Raw genomic sequence first — 15,912 nt, 5'->3', positions numbered from 1 at the left:
TCCGTGGTGAGGGCGAGCGGGGGTTCAGGCGTGCAGCAGGGCGCGCAGGGCTTCGCGCTCGGAGCGGTCGGCGGGGACACCGCGCAGGGTGGGTGCCGAGCCGATCAGCAGCCGCGTGTAGGGATGTCCGGGCCGGTTGACGACATCGCGTGCGGTACCGGTCTCCACCAGCTCGCCCCGGTACAGCACGGCGATGCGGTCGGCGATCCCCGCGACGGATCCGAGGTCGTGGGAGATGAAGACGAGGGCCACACCGGTGGCGCGCAGCTCCTTGAGGATCTCCAGGACCTGGACCCGGTTGGCGGAGTCCAGGGCGCTCACCGGCTCGTCGAGGATGACCAGCCGGGGTTCGGTGACCAGGGCACGGGCCACCGCGATCCGCTGGCGCTGCCCGCCGGAGAGCTCCCCCGGCAGCCGGCCGAGCAGTTCCTCGGAGAGCCGTACGCGCGGCAGGAACGCGCGCACCCGTGCCCCCGCCTCGTCACGGGGTACGCCACGCACGAGCAGCGGCTCGGTCAGCGACGCCCCGACGGTGAGGTCCGGGTCCAGGCTGCGCAGCGGGTCCTGGAAGACGTACTGGACCACACCCCGGCGGCGCAGCTCGCGCCACTGGCGGGGGCCGTACGCGCCGACGTCCTCACCGTCGACGACCACCGACCCGGCAAAGGGGCGCACCAGCCCGAGCACGGTGCGGGCGAGGGTGGACTTGCCCGAGCCCGTCTCGCCGATCAGGCCGACCGTCTCGCCCGGCGCGACGCTCAACGAGACGCCGTGCAGGGCCCGGTGGCGCCGGCGGCGCGTACCGTAACGGACCTCCAGGCCGGTGATGTCCAGGACCGGGCGGGTGCCGGTGTCCGGCCGTTCGCCGGTCATGCTTCCTCCTTCGGCGTCAGGAACTTCTCCAGTCCGTACTGCTCGTGCTCGCCGATCAGCAGCCGCGTGTAGTCGTGCCGGGGGTCGTCCAGCACCGCGCGGGTCGGGCCCTGCTCGACCACCTCGCCCTGCCGCATCACCAGGACCTCGTCGCACGACCGCGCCACGACGGCCAGGTCGTGGGAGACGACGACGAGGGCGAGCCCGGCCCGTTCGCGCAGGTCGGCCAGGAGGTCGAGGATCTCCGCCTGCACGGTGACGTCCAGCGCGGTGGTGGCCTCGTCGGCGATGAGGATCCGCGGGTCCGCGGCGATCGCGGCCGCGATCAGCACGCGCTGGAGCATGCCGCCGGACAGTTCGAACGGGTACTGGTCGTGGACCAGTCCGGGGTCCCGCAGACGCACCGCGCGCAGCAGGCCGAGAACCCGCTCCCGCGCCTCGCGGCGCCCGAGGCCCTTCTTGACCCGGACGACCTCCGCGATCTGCCTGCCGATCCGCAGCGACGGGTTGAGGTAGGACGCCGGGTCCTGGAACACCGCGCCGATCGTGGCCCCGCGCAGCGCGGTCCACCGTGCGGGCGTGAGGGCGGAGATGTCGGTGCCGTCGATCTCGACCGAACCGCCGGTGATTTCGAAGCGGGCCGGCAGGATGCCCAGGGCGGCCCGGCACGTGAGGGTCTTGCCGCTGCCGGACTCGCCGACGATCCCGACCACCTTGCCGGGGGTGAGGTCGAAGCTCACGCCGTGCACGATCTCCCGGCCGTCGCCGTCACCGATGCGCACGTCGCGCAGGGAGAGCAGCGGCGGGGCCGGGGTCCGCGCGGGCCCGGGTGCGCCGGTCTCCTCGGCCCGGGTGAGGAGCTTCTCGGGAACCGTCGTCATCGCACACCTCCTGCGGGGGTGGGGTCGGTTCGTCCGGCGCGGGTGCCGCGGCCCTCGACCAGCGCGCGCCCCGCCTCGCCGGACACGTCGCGGATCGCGTCCGCGAGCAGGTTGCCGGCCCAGACGGTGACCATGATCAGCAGCGCGGGGGTCAGCGGCGCCCACGGCCGGTGGCCGAGGTAGCCGAGGTCGGAGGCGAGGAGCCCGCCCCAGGTCGGCTCCGGGGGCTGCACGCCGATGCCCAGGAACGTCAGGCTGGAGACGATGACGAAGCCGGTGCCGATGGTCTGGGCGAACGCCACCGCGATCGGCGGCAGCACCTTGACCCACACGTGGCGGCGCACCACCCAGCCGACCGAGGCGCCGGAGATCAGCGCGGCCTCGACGTACTGCGAGCGGGCCACCGCCAGCGTGGCGGCGCGGGACACCCGGTAGAACAGCGGCGACACCAGCACCCCCGTCACCAGCATCGCCTGTGTCAGCCCGTTGCCCAGCAGGGCGATCACGGCGACGGCGAACAGCAGGAACGGCAGGGCGACGAGTGTGTCGGCCAGCCGCAGGGTGATCCACTCGAAGACCCGGCCCAGGTACACCGACAGGATCCCGGGGACCGCCCCCACGACCAGTGCCGTGAGCGCGACTTCGAGCGCGCCCAGCACGCTGACGCGGGAGCCGTCGAGCAGCCGGCTCAGGACGTCCCGGCCGAGGTAGTCGGTGCCCAGCCAGTGGCCGCCGGACGCGGCGGCGAGGGTGTTGTCGCTGGTGGCCAGCGGATCCTGCGGGGCGAGCAGCGGCCCGAGGAGCGCCAGCAGCGCGACCGCCGTCAGGATCGCCACGGCGATGCGGCCGGAGGTGAGGGAGAGGACACGACGCACCATGGTTCACACCCCCCGCTGCGAGGCCGGCGTGACACGTGCCAGCACCAGGTTGACGACGACGTTGAAGGAGACGACCAGCGCGATCGACACCACGAGGACACCCTGCACGGCCGGTACGTCACCGGCCTGCGCGGAGTCGTTGGCGAACCGGCCGAAGCCCTGCAGGCCGAAGATCCACTCGGTGACCACGGAGGCGCCGACCAGGGCCGGGAACTTCAGGCCCAGGGTGGCGAGCGTCGGCCCCAGGCCGTTGCGCAGTACGTGGACGAAGAAGATCCGCCGTGGGCTCAGCCCCCGTACGACCGCGCCCGTCACGTAGTTCTCCCGGTAGGCGGCGACCAGACCGGAACGGAGCTGGCGGGCGACATCGGCGATGACGTCGAAGCTCAGCGCCAGCGCCGGAAGCGTGATGTGCGCGAGCCACGGCCCGAACCCCTGCTCCGCCGGGACGTACCCGGCGGAGGGGAACAGGTCCAGCTGGACGGCGAGGACGGCGACCAGCACGATGCCGACCACGAAGGCGGGCATCACCGAGATCACCGTGACGAACCCGGTGATCGCGCGGTCCACCCACGTGGTGCGGCGCAGCGCCGCCAGCGTGCCGAGCGCGAAGCCCACGACCACACCGATGACCAGCGCGAACGTCGCGATGGACAGGCTCACCCCCAGTCCGAGGCCGATGAGGGTGGAGATGTCCGCGCCGTTGGTCCAGCTCGATCCGAGCTCCCCGCGCAGGACACCGCCGATCCAGTCCCCGTACTGGACCAGGAAGGGCCGGTCCAGGCCCCACTGCGCCTCGACCCTGGCGACGGCCTCGGGGGTCGCCTCCTCGCCCAGCTGGATACGGGCCGGGCTGAGCCCGCTCAGCGACCGCAGCGCGAACGTCACGAACGTCGCCACCAGGAACACGGGCACGAAGATCGCGACCGACCGGGCGAGGGTGACCAGCACGCGGACCAGTGTCTGTCGCGCCCTCCTCATGGCGGGCCCGCCACGGAGGACGGGTCCCGCCTGCACCTCGGCGGCCGTCACGGGGTCGCCCCCTCGCCGCCGATGGTCACGCCGGTCCAGTCGATGTGGGCGGGGATCTTCGGCAGGTCGGAGACCGACTTGCTCTTGGCGATGAGGTTGGGCGAGGAGTACGTGAACACCAGCGCCCTGCTCTCCAGGCCGGCCCGCGTCGCCGCCTGGAGCACCCGCGGGTACTCGGGGGCGTCCAGCGGGGTCTGCCGCACCTTGGTGACGGCCGCCTCGAAGCCGTCCGGCTGGTAGGGGGAGCTGAGGTTCAGCGGACCGTCGGGGCCGAAGTGGGCGGTGAGGGTCTGCACCGCCGAGTCCCGGCCGGTGGTGCTGTAGAGCGAGAACGTGAGGTCCTTGGCGAAGAAGGGCGTGGCCCAGTTCTTGTCTATCCTGATGTCGACGGTGATGCCCACCTTCGCGAGCTGCGACTGGACGATCTCCGCCTGGGGGTCCTCCGCCGGGACGACCAGATCGAGCTCGATGTCACCGGCCCGGTAACCCGCCTCGGCGAGGAGCTTCTTCGCCTTCTGCGGGTCGTAGGGGTAGGCGTCCTCGGACTCCGGGTCGTAGGCCACGTACCCCTTGGGGAACGGCTGGTTGGTCGCCTCGCCGTGACCGAAGGTCAGTTTGTCGACGAACTCCTGCCGGTCGACCGCGTACCGCACGGCGTCGACGACCTTGTCGTTGTCGAACGGCGCCTTGTTGACGTTCAGGCTGATGTTGGAGGCGTTGAACCCGGGCTGGACGAAGACGTCGAGGCCGGCCTTCTCGGCGGCGTCCGCCTGACTCGGGTCGATGTCGGCGAAGTCGTACACGCCGGTCCGCAGTCCGGAGACGACCGTGGAGGCGTCGGGCGCCGAGGTCAGCTCGACGTTGTCGATGTGGATGTTCTCCGCGTCCCAGTAGTCGGGGTTCTTCTTCAGCACCGCCTTGGTCCCCGGCACGAGCTGTGTCACGGTGAACGGGCCGGCGCCGACCGGGTTCCGGTCCAGTTCCTCGGGCGAGGCGGCCGCCTTGGGACTGGCGATCTGCAGGACCCGCTGACCGAGCAACTGTGGGATCTGGTAGTCGACTTGATTGAGGTGGACGACGGCGTCCAGACCCTTGGCCTCCACCGACTCGATCGAGGTCAGGTCGCCGAAGAGGGCCGAGTTCTGCTGCTTCTGGGCCCGCTCGACGGCGGCCTTGACGGCGGCGCCGTCCACCGGTTCCCCGTCGCTGAACTTCAGTCCGGGGCGCAGGTGGAAGGTGATCCGGTCGCCCCTGTCGTTGTACTCCCAGCTCTCGGCCAGGTCCGGGACCGCCTTGCCGGTGGCGTCGGTACGGGTCAACGAGGCGTACACGAGGGCGAGTTCACGGAACTGCGCGCCGCTGCCCGAGACCACCGGGTCCCAGTGGGCGGGGAAGTAGGTCGAGGTCCACTTCAGGGTCGCGGCACCGTTCGCGGAGGCCGCGTCGCCGCCGCAGGCGCTGAGGGCGGGGACGAGCACGGTGGCGAGGGCGGTGCCGAGTGCGGTGGCGCGCGGTCGGCCGGATCGGCAGTGCGGTCCGGGGCGTCGGGGCGTGAGTCGTCCGGGCATCTCGTACTTTCTGTGACGGTGCCGGCTCCCGGGGCCGTACGGCCGCGGGCGGGAGCGGGGCAGGGGAGGGCCGCGCCGCCGCGCCCGACGCCGGTACGGGCGTGCCGGGGCAGGCTCGGAGCGCACGGCGTCGACGGGTTCGCGGAGGCGGACCGCACCAGGAGGGAGGGCTGGCGGGAACGCGCGGAAGGAGGGCGGCGCGGGCGGCGGGCGCGGCTCGGCTGAGCGGCGGACGGCCGGAACTGACGGAAGAGGTCAGGCGCCTGGGAGCCGCGGAGGGCGGCCGGTCAGCGACAGAGGGCGCTGCAGGTGCGCCGCAGGTCCACGTAGCGGCACACCACGCCGGGGTGCGTCGTGAGCATGTGCCACATCCTGTGGGCAGTCGCGAGCGCCTGTCAATGGACACCTAATGGTGTCTCATTCGGCGGGACGGGCCGCTGACCGCGGATCAGGGACCTGTCAGGGGGCGGAGGGAGCGCCCCGCCGGGTGGCCGGATGCGTCGCGGCCTCGTCCGGGTGCAGCCACAGCGGACCGTTCCCGGTCTCGACCCGGACCGCCCCGGGCGGTGGCCACGGCCCGTCCGTCAGCAGCCGGACCTCCGGCCCGGTCAGGCTGCCGTAGCGCTCCAGCGCCTCGTCCGGTGCCGTGGCGGCCGGCCCCCTGTCCCGCATCGGCCGCGAACACAGCTCCTGTACGGCGGCGGCGTACGCCTCGTAGGGACGCCACCCCGGAACCACGCGGTGGCCGCCCGGCGCCCGGACGAGCACGGTCGGCAACGCGTACCGGAAGCCACCGTCGGCGGTCTCCTTGGCGGCGCCCGGATGCGGCGAACCGCCCGGCGCGGAACGGGCCTCGGGAACCGGGCGGCGCGCTTCTGCGTGGTCGGCGCGGACCCGCTCCAGCACGGCGCCGGACAGCGCGTCCACGGACAGCCGAGCCAGGTCCAGTCCCGGTGTGCCCCGTACCGCGGACAGGACCCGCGCGGGAGTGTCGGCCGGTTCGCCGAGGACGAAGACCGTCTCCCGGAGCCTGCGCAGCACCCGGTCGGCCACCTCGGCGCCCTGCAGTTCCGCCGCCTTCGCGGCGAGCGAGGCGGGCCAGGAACTCGCCGCCACCCGGCTCAGCCGGGCCGCCCGCGGAGCACCGGTGTGCCGGCAGACCTCGTCGACGTAACCCGCGTACCAGGCGGTCTCCGCCGCCGGGTCGGGCGGCGGGTCGTCGTCCTCGTCGAAGAGGACGCAGAAGACGCGACGCGGACGGACCCGCTCGGGCAGCACCGCGCGCAGCCGGCGGAACACGGGCTCCGAACCCCACGCCCAGGGGCACAGCGGATCGGTGTACTCCACCACCTCCACCAGGGACCCGTCCGGCTCCGCCGTCACGCGGCTCCCTTCCCGGACAGCCCCTCGCCGGCCGGTGCGGGCAGCAGCGAGGCCACGGTCACCCCGCCCAGCACGGCCGCGGCGTCCGCCTCGATCCGGCGCCACACATCGGGCAGCCCGGCCGCGGCGCCGGGGTAGTCCAGCGCGGCCGGGGACTCGCCGCGCAGGGTGAGCAACTCCCCGTCGACCGCACGGGAGATGTCCAGCAGCGTGATGTCCTCGGCGGGCCTGCCGAGCCAGTAGCCGCCCTCGCAGCCGCGCTGGCTGCGGACCAGTCCGCCCCTGCGCAGCTCGCCCACGACGGACTTCAGGAAGCGGAACGGGATCTGCTGGGAGGAGGCGATGGCCTCGCACGTCAACGGGCGGGCGGGTTCACGGGCGAGCTCCAGCAGGGCCCGCGTGGCGTAGTCCGCCTTCGCGGAGATATGCATGCGCCCATGATGCCGGACCGCACCCTCCCGGCGAGGGGATCCACCGCTTCACGCCCTCTGTTGCGGGAACATTGCCGCAGGTGAACAGCAATGGACACCTCTTGACATCTTTTTCGGCGCCCTTCTAGCGTCCCGGCATGAGCGAGCCGTTGACAGCCCCCGGTGAGGGCTTCCACCCCCATCTTCACGACAGCCCAGGGCGTTCGACCGCCCCGTTGCGCACCCGTCTGCACCATGTGCGCGCGGACTCGCTGGACGGTGACACGGCGCAGACCGGCGGCATGCGCAGATTCGCCGCCGTGAGCGGGCGGACGGTGGGCTCCGAGAAGCTGTGGATGGGCCGGACCCACGTCGCTCCCGCGACCTCCTCCTCCGACCACCACCACGGGGAGTCGGAGACCGCCATCTATGTGGTCAGCGGCCACCCCGAGTTCGTGTTCCTGGACGACTCGGGCGACGGCACCGAGGAGGTGCGGCTGCGCACGTCCCCGGGTGACTACGTCTTCGTCCCGCCGTTCGTCCCGCACCGGGAGGAGAACCCCGATCCCGCCGAGGAGGCGGTGGTGGTCATCGCCCGCAGCACCCAGGAGGCGATCGTGGTGAACCTGCCCCGGCTGCACGCGCTTCCGGCCGAGGAGGCCTGACCTGCACCGGTGTGCCCCGGAGTCGGGCGGACGGTCCGGCCTCCGGGGCACCGCGGTTCAGGTCCGGCAGCTCACAGGATCACCACCGGGCCGGGGAACCGTCACGGTACGAGCCTCAGCAACCGGTTCGGCGAACCCGAGCCGGGGCCGGTCACCTTGCCGGTGGTCGCACCGTTCACCAGGGCCGAGGCGACCTGGGCCGGGGTGGCGGAGGTGTGGCCGGCCAGGTAGACCGCCGCCGCTCCGGCGACGTGCGGGGTCGCCATCGAGGTGCCGGAGATGGTGTTGGTCGCGGTGTCGCCGGTGTGCCAGCCGGCCGTGATCGAGGAGCCGGGAGCGAAGACGTCCAGCACCGAGCCGTAGTTGGAGTAGCTCGCCCGGGCGTCCGTACTGGTCGTGGCGCCCACGGTGATGGCCTCGGTGACCCGGGCCGGGGAGTAGGAGGAGGCGTTGGCGCCGCTGTTGCCGGCGGCGACCGCGTACGTGACGCCGCTCGCGACGGAGTTGCGCACCGCCGTGTCCAGGGTGGTGGACGCGCCGCCGCCGAGCGACAGGTTGGCGACCGAGGGACCGGAGTGGTTCTTGGTCACCCAGTCGATGCCGGCGATGACCCCGGCGGTGGTCCCGGACCCGTTGTTGTCCAGCACCCGTACGGCGACGATCTTCGCCTTCTTGGCCACTCCGTAGGTGGATCCGGCGATGGTGGTGGCCACATGGGTGCCGTGGCCGTTGCCGTCGGAGGCGGTGGTGTCGCCGTCCACGGCGTCGTAGCCGTAACTGGCACGACCGCTGATCTGCTGGTGGGTGATACGCACGCCGGTGTCGATGACATAGGCCGTGACACCACTGCCCGCGCTGTCCGGGTAGGTGTAGGTACCGGACAGCGGGAGCGAGGCCTGGTCGATGCGGTCAAGGCCCCACGGTGCGTTGGACTGTGTGGTGTCGGCCGCGCTCACCCGCTGGTTCTGCTCGACGGAGGCGACCGCCGGGTCGGCGGCCAGGCGCCTGGCCGCGGTGGCGGAGAGGGCGGCGGTGTAGCCGTTCAGCGCGCTGCCGAACGTCTTCCGCACGCTGCCGCCGTACTGCTCGACCAGGTCCCTGCCCGCGGCCGAGGACGCCTTGAGCCCGGCGGCCTTCTTCAGCGTCACGATGTAACTGTCCTTGACCGCGGTCGCGGAGCCGGCGGCGAGCACCGTGCCCTCGGCGGGGGCGGCCTGGGCGGGGGCCGAGGTGACACCGCCGGCGATCGCCGCCGTCGCGACACCGGCGATCGCCGCGAACCGTATTCTCTTGCTGCGCAGTCGTGCCATGACGAGGGGGTCCTCCTCCGGGCGGCGTGCCTGGGTGGGGCACGCGTCTGTGGGGGTGGGTACGCGTGATCGCGCACCCCTGCCTGGACCGTTGCGTTCCGCTCCGGGCTGCAAGCAAGGCTCATCCATGACTTCCTTGCCGGACAAGGGAGTTGAGCATCTGTCAACAATGTCGTCATGGGCACGACATACAAGTATCTCGAATCTGGTATACCGTCCCGAATATGAAACACGAGAAGTCCGGAGGTGCTCCGGACCCCGTCGACGTCCGGCTCGGTGCGCGACTGTCCCGGCTGAGGAGCGAGCACGGCTGGTCGCTCGGAGAGCTGGCGGAGCGCAGTGGGATCAGCCGGTCCACGCTGTCCCGGGCCGAGCGGGCGGAGACCAGTCCCACCGCCTCCCTGCTCAACCGGCTGTGCGCCGTCTACGGGCGGACCATGTCCCAGCTGCTCAGCGAGATCGAGGCGGAGCCCGCGCCGGTGGTGCGGGCCGCCGACCAGCCCGTGTGGGAGGACAGGGCCTCCGGTTTCGTCCGCCGCTCCGTGTCCCCGCCGCACGGCGGGCTGCGCGGCGAACTCGTAGAGGGCCGGCTCGACGCCGGCGCGGACATCTCCTACGACCGGCCGCCCGTCCCCGGCCTGGAACAGCACATCTGGGTCCTGGAGGGAACCCTCGTCGTGACGGCCGAGGACGTCGAGCACCGTCTCGGCGACGGCGACTGCCTCAGACTCCGCGTCTGGGGACCCACCCGGTTCCGCTGCCCCGGCCCCGGAAGCGTGCGCTACGTGATGGCGGTGGTGCGACCGTGAACACCGTCCGGCTGGACGCCGCTCGACTGGACCGTCTCGCACCGTCGTTGGCCGAGCTGCTGGCCGACACGGTGGACGGTGGAGCCTCCGTCGGCTTCCTCGCCCCGCTCGACCGCGCGGAGGCGGTCGCCTGGTGGAAGGAACGGGCCACGGCCGTCGCCGCCGGCCGGCTCGCGGTGTGGGTGGCGTACGAGGAACCCGGAAGGGTGCTGGGCACCGTGAGCCTCGCCCTCCCCGACAAGCCCAACAGCGCCCACCGTGCGGAACTGGTGAAGCTGATGGTGCACCGCGCGGCCCGCGGCCGGGGCCTCGGCCGGCGGCTGCTGGCCGTCGCGGAGGAGGCCGCCGCCGCGCGGGGCGTCACCCTGCTGCACCTGGACACCGAGACCGGCAGTCCGGCCGAGCACCTCTACCGCTCCTCCGGCTGGATTCCCGTCGGCGCCATCCCCGACTACGCGGCGGACCCCGCCGGGGTGCTGCGGCCGACGACGATCTACTACAAGCGTCCGGGAACGGGCCCCGTACCGCCCGCCCCCGGGTGAGTGTCAGTGCCGGCCGCTACGGTGCCTGCCATGCCGGATGCCGAAGACGTACGACGGATCGCCCTGTCCCTGCCGGACACCACGGAGAAGGTCGCCTGGAGCATGCCCACGTTCCGGGTCGCGGGGAAGATGTTCGCCACCCTGCCCGAGGACGAGACCTCCATCGCCGTGCGCTGCCCCAAGGAGGAGCGCGACGAACTGGCCCTCGCCGAACCGGGGAAGTTCTGGATCGCCGGCCACGAGGCACAGTTCGCCTGGGTCAGGGTCCGTCTCGCCGCCCTGGAGAACGAGGACGAGCTGCGCGACATCCTCGCCGACTCCTGGCGCCAGGCGGCTTCGGCCCGGCTCCTCGAGGCGCACCCCCGGCTGGGTCTGCCGCCCGCGGACCGACACGCCTCGGACCGCCGGTCGCCGGGGTGACCGGCCTCGTCGTCCCGGCCCGGTCGGGCCCCGGGGAGGGCCGGTGGTCGTAAACGAGTGCGCGATCACCGCCCGGAGTGCGGTATGGTTTCCGTGCGCGTTCGGCCCGGGGAATCCCCAGGTCAGACGGGCAGCGGGACGTGGCGCAGCTTGGTAGCGCACTTGACTGGGGGTCAAGGGGTCGCAGGTTCAAATCCTGTCGTCCCGACTTGTTGAGCAGCAGGTCGGAGGCCGTATCGGGGATGCCCGAGACGGCCTCTTCGTCATTTCTCCACGCACCGGCCGAAGGGGCCGCCCGCAACCACGGTTGAGTGCGCCTGACGGAGTACCGCCAAGGTCTACCGCGATCGTCGGCCGGCGATCCGCCGGAGCCGGCGGCATGAATTCACCCATGATCAGGAATGGTGATGGCGGGACGAGGGCTCTGCTCGCCTCCCTCCGCGCGGCACCGGCCGCGACCACGGCCGTGACGGTCCCGGGCCGCACCTCGCCCGCGGACCCGGCGTGGTGCACGGGGAAGCCGCGCGACCCGACGTGCGCCGAGCAGGTCACGGCCGAGCGCGGGGAGGAGGCCCTCGTCGAAGAAGACGGCCCGGAGCCTCACCGCTCCCCGCACGCCGAAGATCGTCGCCGAACCCGTCCGAACCGCACGATGCCCGGGCCCGGCCTCGACAGCCGCGCCCGGGCCGTCGTCGTGGTCTACGGGACCGGCCCGGTGGTGCCGGGCTGTTCCACCGGCTGAACCGGCACCCGCACGCCGAACGCCCGGGGTGAATCATCAGCGAATGTCCTTGATATCGACCTATGTCCTGTTTAACGTTCGCCGGGTAGGCGCCGCAGCGGGGTCGGACACCCGCGCCGCGATCCCGGAAGCGAGGTGTGGAGCGCGTGCACGCGAGGCGCGGACGTACCGGAAGGCCGCGACGGACGCGGGCGCTGGTCGCGCTGACCCTGCTGGCATCGGTGCTCGCCGCCTGCGGCGGTGACGAGGACACCTCCCGGCCCACCCTCGACTGGTACAACTTCCCCGACGACTCCGGCGCCCTGCAGCAGGCCGCCGACCGCTGCAGCCGGGCGTCCGGCGGCCGTTACCGCATCAGCTACCACAAACTGCCCCGCGCCGCCGACGGCCAGCGCCAGCAGCTGGTGCGCAGGCTCGCCGCCGAGGACGACTCCCTCGACATCCTGGGCCTCGACGTCACCTGGGCCGCCGAGTTCGCCGAGGCCCGCTGGATCCGGGAGTGGACCGGCGAGACGAAACGCCGGGCCACCGAGGGCACGCTCCGCGTCCCCCTGCAGACGGCCACCTGGAAGGGCAAGCTGTACGCCGTTCCGTACAACACCAACATCCAGCTCCTGTGGTACCGCGAGGACCTGGTGCCCACCCCGCCGAAGACCTGGTCCGAGATGCTGAACATGTCCCGCGAGCTCGCCCGGCGGGGCGAACCGCACTACGTGGAGATCCAGGGCGCCCAGTACGAGGGCCTGACCGTCTGGTTCAACTCCCTGGTCAACAGCGCGGGCGGCTCCATCCTCGACCCGAGCGCCACCGAGCCCTCCCTCGGACCGCCCGCCGTACGGGCCGCCTCGATCATGCGCGACCTCGCGAACTCCCCGGCCGCCGACCCCTCCCTGCCCAACCAGATGGAGGACCAGAACCGCCTGGCCATGGAGTCCGGCGTCGCGGCCTTCGAAATCAACTACCCGTTCGTCTATCCGTCGATGAAGGCGAACAACCCGCGGCTGTTCAAGGACTTCCGATGGGCGCCCTACCCCCGCGTCGACGCCGACCGCCCGTCCCGCCCCACCGTCGGCGGCATCGACCTCGCCGTCAGCGCCTACTCCCGCCACCCCGGTCTGGCCTTCGAGGCGGCCCTGTGCCTGCGCGACCGGGAGAACCAGCTCACCGCCGCGCTCGAGGGCGGACTCCCGCCCACCCTGCGCGCCCTCTACGACGACCCCGCCTTCATGAAGCAGTACCCCTTCTCCGAGGAGGTCCTGTCCTCCCTGGAGAGGGCGAGCGTACGGCCGCTCACCCCCGCCTACCAGAACGTGTCGATCGCCGTCTCCCACACCCTGTCCCCGCCGTCGGAGATCGAGCCCGAGAGCGCGGTCGACACCATCGGGGAACAGATCGACCAGGCCCTGCGATCCGAGGGTGTGATCCCGTGAGCACCATGGCAGAGCCGGCGAAGGACAGGGCGAAGGGCAGGAAGCCCCTCTCCGCCGGCGCCAGGCAGGAGCGCCGACTGGGCTGGCTGCTGTGCGCACCGGCCGTCCTGGTCATGGTCGCCGTGACCGCCTACCCCATCGGCTACGCGGTCTACCTGTCCCTCCAGCGCTACGACCTGCGCTTCCCGGCACGGGCCGAGTTCGTGGGCCTGAGCAACTACGGCGCGGTGCTGTCCTCCCCGTTCTGGTGGGACGCCTTCTGGGTCACGGTGTTCCTCACCGCCGTGTCCGTGGCGATCGAGCTCGTCCTCGGCATGGGCCTCGCCCTGGTGATGCACCGCACGCTCTTCGCGCGCGGCACGGTGCGCACCGCGGTCCTCGTCCCGTACGGCATCGTCACCGTCGTCGCCGCCTTCTCCTGGCAGTACGCCTGGACCCCCGAACTCGGTTACCTCGCCGAGCTGCTGCCCAGCGGCGACGCCCCGCTCACCGAACAGTGGCCCGCGCTGTGGCTGATCGTCCTCGCCGAGGTGTGGAAGACCACCCCGTTCATGGCGCTGCTCCTGCTGGCCGGCCTCGCCCTCGTCCCCGAGGAGACCCTGAAGGCGGCCATGGTCGACGGCGCCACCCCCTGGCAGCGGTTCACCAAGGTCATGCTGCCGCTGATGAAACCGGCCATCCTGGTCGCCCTGCTCTTCCGCACCCTGGACGCGTTCCGGATCTTCGACAACATCTACGTCCTGACCTCGGGCGCCCACGGCACCGGCTCCCTGTCGATCCTCGGCTACGACAACCTGTTCACCGCGCTGAACCTGGGCATCGGGTCGGCGATCTCGGTCCTGATCTTCCTCTGCGTCGGGATCATCGCCTTCACCTTCGTCAAGCTGTTCGGCGCCGCCGCACCGGGCGCGGAGGTGAAGCGCTGATGGCCGCCGCGGGCACGTCGCACGCCACCCGGTGGGGTTTCGTCAACGTCGTGGTGGTGCTGTACGCCCTGTTCCCGGTGTGGTGGATCGCCGCGCTGTCGTTCAAGGACCCCGGCACCCTCACCGACGGCGACTACATCCCGCGGGACTGGACCTTCGAGAACTACCGGGGCATCTTCCAGACCTCCGAGTTCACCCGGGCGCTGATCAACTCGATCGGCATCGCCCTGATCGCCACCGTGATCGCGGTGGTCCTCGGCACCATGGCCGCCTACGCCGTGGCCCGGCTGCGGTTCCCCGGCAAGCAGATCCTCATCGGCATGTCGCTGCTCATCGCCATGTTCCCGCCGATCTCCCTGGTCTCCCCGCTGTTCAACATCGAGCGGATCATCGGGATCTTCGACACCTGGCCCGGGCTGATCATCCCGTACATGACCTTCTCGCTGCCGCTGGCGATCTACACCCTGTCGGCGTTCTTCCGGGAGATCCCCTGGGACCTGGAGAAGGCCGCCAAGGTGGACGGTGCCACGCCCGCGCAGGCCTTCCGGCTGGTCATCGTGCCGCTCGCCGCGCCCGGCGTGTTCACCACCGCCATCCTCGTCTTCATCTTCTGCTGGAACGACTTCCTGTTCGCGATCTCGCTGACCTCCACCGAGTCCGCGCGCACGGTCCCCGCCGCGATCGCGTTCTTCACCGGCAGCTCGCAGTTCCAGCAGCCCACCGGGTCGATCGCCGCCGCCGCCGTGGTGATCACCGTCCCGATCATCATCTTCGTCCTGCTCTTCCAGCGGCGGATCGTCGCCGGACTGACCTCCGGGGCGGTCAAGGGATGAGCGTGAAGGCAAGGAGGCGCCGCCCATGGCCGAGATCGTCCTAGAGGGAGTCACCAAGCGCTATCCCGACGGCTCCCTCGCCGTGCGGGAGGTGGACCTCGACATCGCCGACGGCGAGTTCGTGATCCTGGTCGGCCCGTCCGGCTGCGGCAAGTCGACCACCCTGAACATGATCGCCGGGCTCGAGGACATCACCGAGGGCACCCTGCGCATCGGCGGCCGGGTCGTCAACGACCTCGCCCCCAAGGAGCGCGACGTCGCCATGGTGTTCCAGAGCTACGCCCTGTACCCGCACATGAGCGTGCGGGAGAACATGGGCTTCCCGCTGCGGCTGGCCAAGGTGGACAAGGCCGTCATCGACAGCAAGGTCGAGGAGGCCGCCCGGGTGCTCGACCTGAGCGATTTCCTGGACCGCAGACCCGCCAACCTCTCGGGCGGACAGCGCCAGCGGGTGGCGATGGGACGGGCGATCGTCCGTGATCCCAAGGCGTTCCTCATGGACGAACCGCTGTCCAACCTGGACGCCAAGCTCCGGGTGCAGATGCGCACCCAGATCTCCCGGCTGCAGCGCCGCCTGGGCACCACCACCGTGTACGTCACCCACGACCAGACCGAGGCGATGACGCTCGGCGACCGGGTCGTGGTGATGCGGCAGGGCCTGGTCCAGCAGGTCGGCACCCCCGCCCAGCTCTACGACATGCCGCGCAACCTGTTCGTCGCGGGCTTCATCGGCTCCCCGGCGATGAACTTCGTGGGCGCCTCCCTGTCCGGCGGCGTCCTGCGCACCCCGCTGGGCGACCTGCCCCTCGACGACCGTACGCGCCGGGTGCTGGAACGGCGGGACGCGCCGCGCGAGGTGATCGTCGGGCTGCGCCCCGAGGCCTTCGAGGACGCGAGCCTGGCACGGGAGACCGGCGGTCCCGTCGTCACCGCCACCGTGGACGTGCTGGAGTCACTGGGCTCCGACGCGTACGTCTACTTCAGCGCGGAGGGCGGTCCGGTGACCACCGCCGAACTGGAGGAACTCGCCACGGACTCGGGCGCGCGCGACACCGGGGCCGGGGGAACCCAGCAGATCGTGGCCCGGCTGAACGCCGCCACCCGGGCCCGCGAGGGCGCCCCCGTCGAACTCCGGGTCGACATGGGCAAGGCCCATGTCTTCGACCCGTCGACCGGCACCAACCTCACCCACGCGGGGAGCTAGAGCGCC

Annotated in this window: 17 protein-coding genes and 1 tRNA gene; 10 read left to right on the top strand and 8 right to left on the bottom strand. The window is 71.8% G+C overall.

The window, feature by feature from the left end; all coding sequences use genetic code 11:
* Positions 1 to 24: 24 nt before the first annotated feature.
* The 7 genes from ACFV5H_RS29805 to ACFV5H_RS29775 form a co-directional block, all read right to left on the bottom strand.
* Complete coding sequence (locus tag ACFV5H_RS29805; RefSeq protein WP_385051215.1) at positions 25 to 873, bottom strand: ABC transporter ATP-binding protein; 849 nt, start codon at positions 871 to 873, stop codon at positions 25 to 27.
* The gene (locus ACFV5H_RS29800; RefSeq protein ID WP_385051217.1) at positions 870 to 1,754 is read right to left on the bottom strand and encodes an ABC transporter ATP-binding protein; all 885 of its coding nucleotides are present in this window, start codon (positions 1,752 to 1,754) and stop codon (positions 870 to 872) included. Before ACFV5H_RS29800 ends, ACFV5H_RS29805 begins: the two co-directional genes overlap by 4 nt.
* Entirely contained in the window at positions 1,751 to 2,632 is an 882-nt protein-coding gene (locus ACFV5H_RS29795) for an ABC transporter permease (RefSeq protein WP_385051219.1), read from the bottom strand. The genes ACFV5H_RS29800 and ACFV5H_RS29795 overlap by 4 nt, the downstream gene beginning before the upstream one ends.
* A gap of 3 nt (positions 2,633 to 2,635) precedes the next feature.
* Positions 2,636 to 3,613, bottom strand: a complete 978-nt coding sequence (locus tag ACFV5H_RS29790) for an ABC transporter permease (RefSeq protein ID WP_385198077.1) — start codon at positions 3,611 to 3,613, stop codon at positions 2,636 to 2,638.
* A gap of 47 nt (positions 3,614 to 3,660) precedes the next feature.
* A complete protein-coding gene (locus ACFV5H_RS29785) occupies positions 3,661 to 5,232 on the bottom strand; it encodes an ABC transporter substrate-binding protein (protein WP_385198076.1) in 1,572 nt (523 codons plus the stop codon).
* A gap of 459 nt (positions 5,233 to 5,691) precedes the next feature.
* The gene (locus ACFV5H_RS29780) at positions 5,692 to 6,615 is read right to left on the bottom strand and encodes a DsbA family protein (RefSeq protein ID WP_385051225.1); all 924 of its coding nucleotides are present in this window, start codon (positions 6,613 to 6,615) and stop codon (positions 5,692 to 5,694) included.
* A complete protein-coding gene (locus ACFV5H_RS29775; RefSeq protein WP_385051227.1) occupies positions 6,612 to 7,046 on the bottom strand; it encodes an RrF2 family transcriptional regulator in 435 nt (144 codons plus the stop codon). Before ACFV5H_RS29775 ends, ACFV5H_RS29780 begins: the two co-directional genes overlap by 4 nt.
* 137 nt (positions 7,047 to 7,183) lie before the next feature.
* Here ACFV5H_RS29775 and ACFV5H_RS29770 point away from each other — a divergent pair, with 137 nt between their 5' ends.
* Positions 7,184 to 7,690, top strand: coding sequence for a cupin domain-containing protein (locus tag ACFV5H_RS29770; RefSeq protein ID WP_385051229.1), 507 nt, complete (start codon positions 7,184 to 7,186; stop codon positions 7,688 to 7,690).
* A 101-nt stretch (positions 7,691 to 7,791) separates the two neighbouring features.
* Here ACFV5H_RS29770 and ACFV5H_RS29765 read toward each other — a convergent pair whose 3' ends face one another.
* Positions 7,792 to 9,000, bottom strand: coding sequence for a S8 family peptidase (locus ACFV5H_RS29765; RefSeq protein ID WP_385198075.1), 1,209 nt, complete (start codon positions 8,998 to 9,000; stop codon positions 7,792 to 7,794).
* 224 nt (positions 9,001 to 9,224) lie between these two features.
* Between ACFV5H_RS29765 and ACFV5H_RS29760 the strand changes: the two genes are divergently transcribed.
* From ACFV5H_RS29760 to ACFV5H_RS29720, 9 genes are all read left to right on the top strand, one after another.
* Positions 9,225 to 9,809, top strand: a complete 585-nt coding sequence (locus ACFV5H_RS29760) for a helix-turn-helix domain-containing protein (protein WP_385198073.1) — start codon at positions 9,225 to 9,227, stop codon at positions 9,807 to 9,809.
* Positions 9,806 to 10,351: a GNAT family N-acetyltransferase gene (locus tag ACFV5H_RS29755; protein WP_385198072.1), complete on the top strand. Its 546-nt coding sequence runs from the start codon at positions 9,806 to 9,808 to the stop codon at positions 10,349 to 10,351. Before ACFV5H_RS29760 ends, ACFV5H_RS29755 begins: the two co-directional genes overlap by 4 nt.
* Before the next feature lie 30 nt (positions 10,352 to 10,381).
* Positions 10,382 to 10,771, top strand: a complete 390-nt coding sequence (locus tag ACFV5H_RS29750; RefSeq protein ID WP_385051234.1) for an MmcQ/YjbR family DNA-binding protein — start codon at positions 10,382 to 10,384, stop codon at positions 10,769 to 10,771.
* A 134-nt stretch (positions 10,772 to 10,905) separates the two neighbouring features.
* A tRNA-Pro gene (locus ACFV5H_RS29745) sits at positions 10,906 to 10,979 on the top strand.
* A 183-nt stretch (positions 10,980 to 11,162) separates the two neighbouring features.
* A complete protein-coding gene (locus ACFV5H_RS29740) occupies positions 11,163 to 11,513 on the top strand; it encodes a hypothetical protein (protein ID WP_385198071.1) in 351 nt (116 codons plus the stop codon).
* A 146-nt stretch (positions 11,514 to 11,659) separates the two neighbouring features.
* Positions 11,660 to 12,943: an ABC transporter substrate-binding protein gene (locus ACFV5H_RS29735; RefSeq protein ID WP_385051238.1), complete on the top strand. Its 1,284-nt coding sequence runs from the start codon at positions 11,660 to 11,662 to the stop codon at positions 12,941 to 12,943.
* 5 nt (positions 12,944 to 12,948) lie between these two features.
* Complete coding sequence (locus ACFV5H_RS29730; protein ID WP_385051305.1) at positions 12,949 to 13,869, top strand: carbohydrate ABC transporter permease; 921 nt, start codon at positions 12,949 to 12,951, stop codon at positions 13,867 to 13,869.
* A complete protein-coding gene (locus tag ACFV5H_RS29725; RefSeq protein ID WP_385198070.1) occupies positions 13,869 to 14,702 on the top strand; it encodes a carbohydrate ABC transporter permease in 834 nt (277 codons plus the stop codon). Before ACFV5H_RS29730 ends, ACFV5H_RS29725 begins: the two co-directional genes overlap by 1 nt.
* 25 nt (positions 14,703 to 14,727) lie before the next feature.
* Positions 14,728 to 15,906: an ABC transporter ATP-binding protein gene (locus ACFV5H_RS29720; protein ID WP_385051242.1), complete on the top strand. Its 1,179-nt coding sequence runs from the start codon at positions 14,728 to 14,730 to the stop codon at positions 15,904 to 15,906.
* Positions 15,907 to 15,912: the final 6 nt, after the last annotated feature.

Origin of the sequence: Streptomyces sp. NPDC059787 (genome assembly GCF_042732315.1) — a bacterium.
GTDB classification, from domain to species: domain Bacteria; phylum Actinomycetota; class Actinomycetes; order Streptomycetales; family Streptomycetaceae; genus Streptomyces; species Streptomyces atrovirens.
This window is presented reverse-complemented; position numbering and strand designations above follow the sequence as displayed.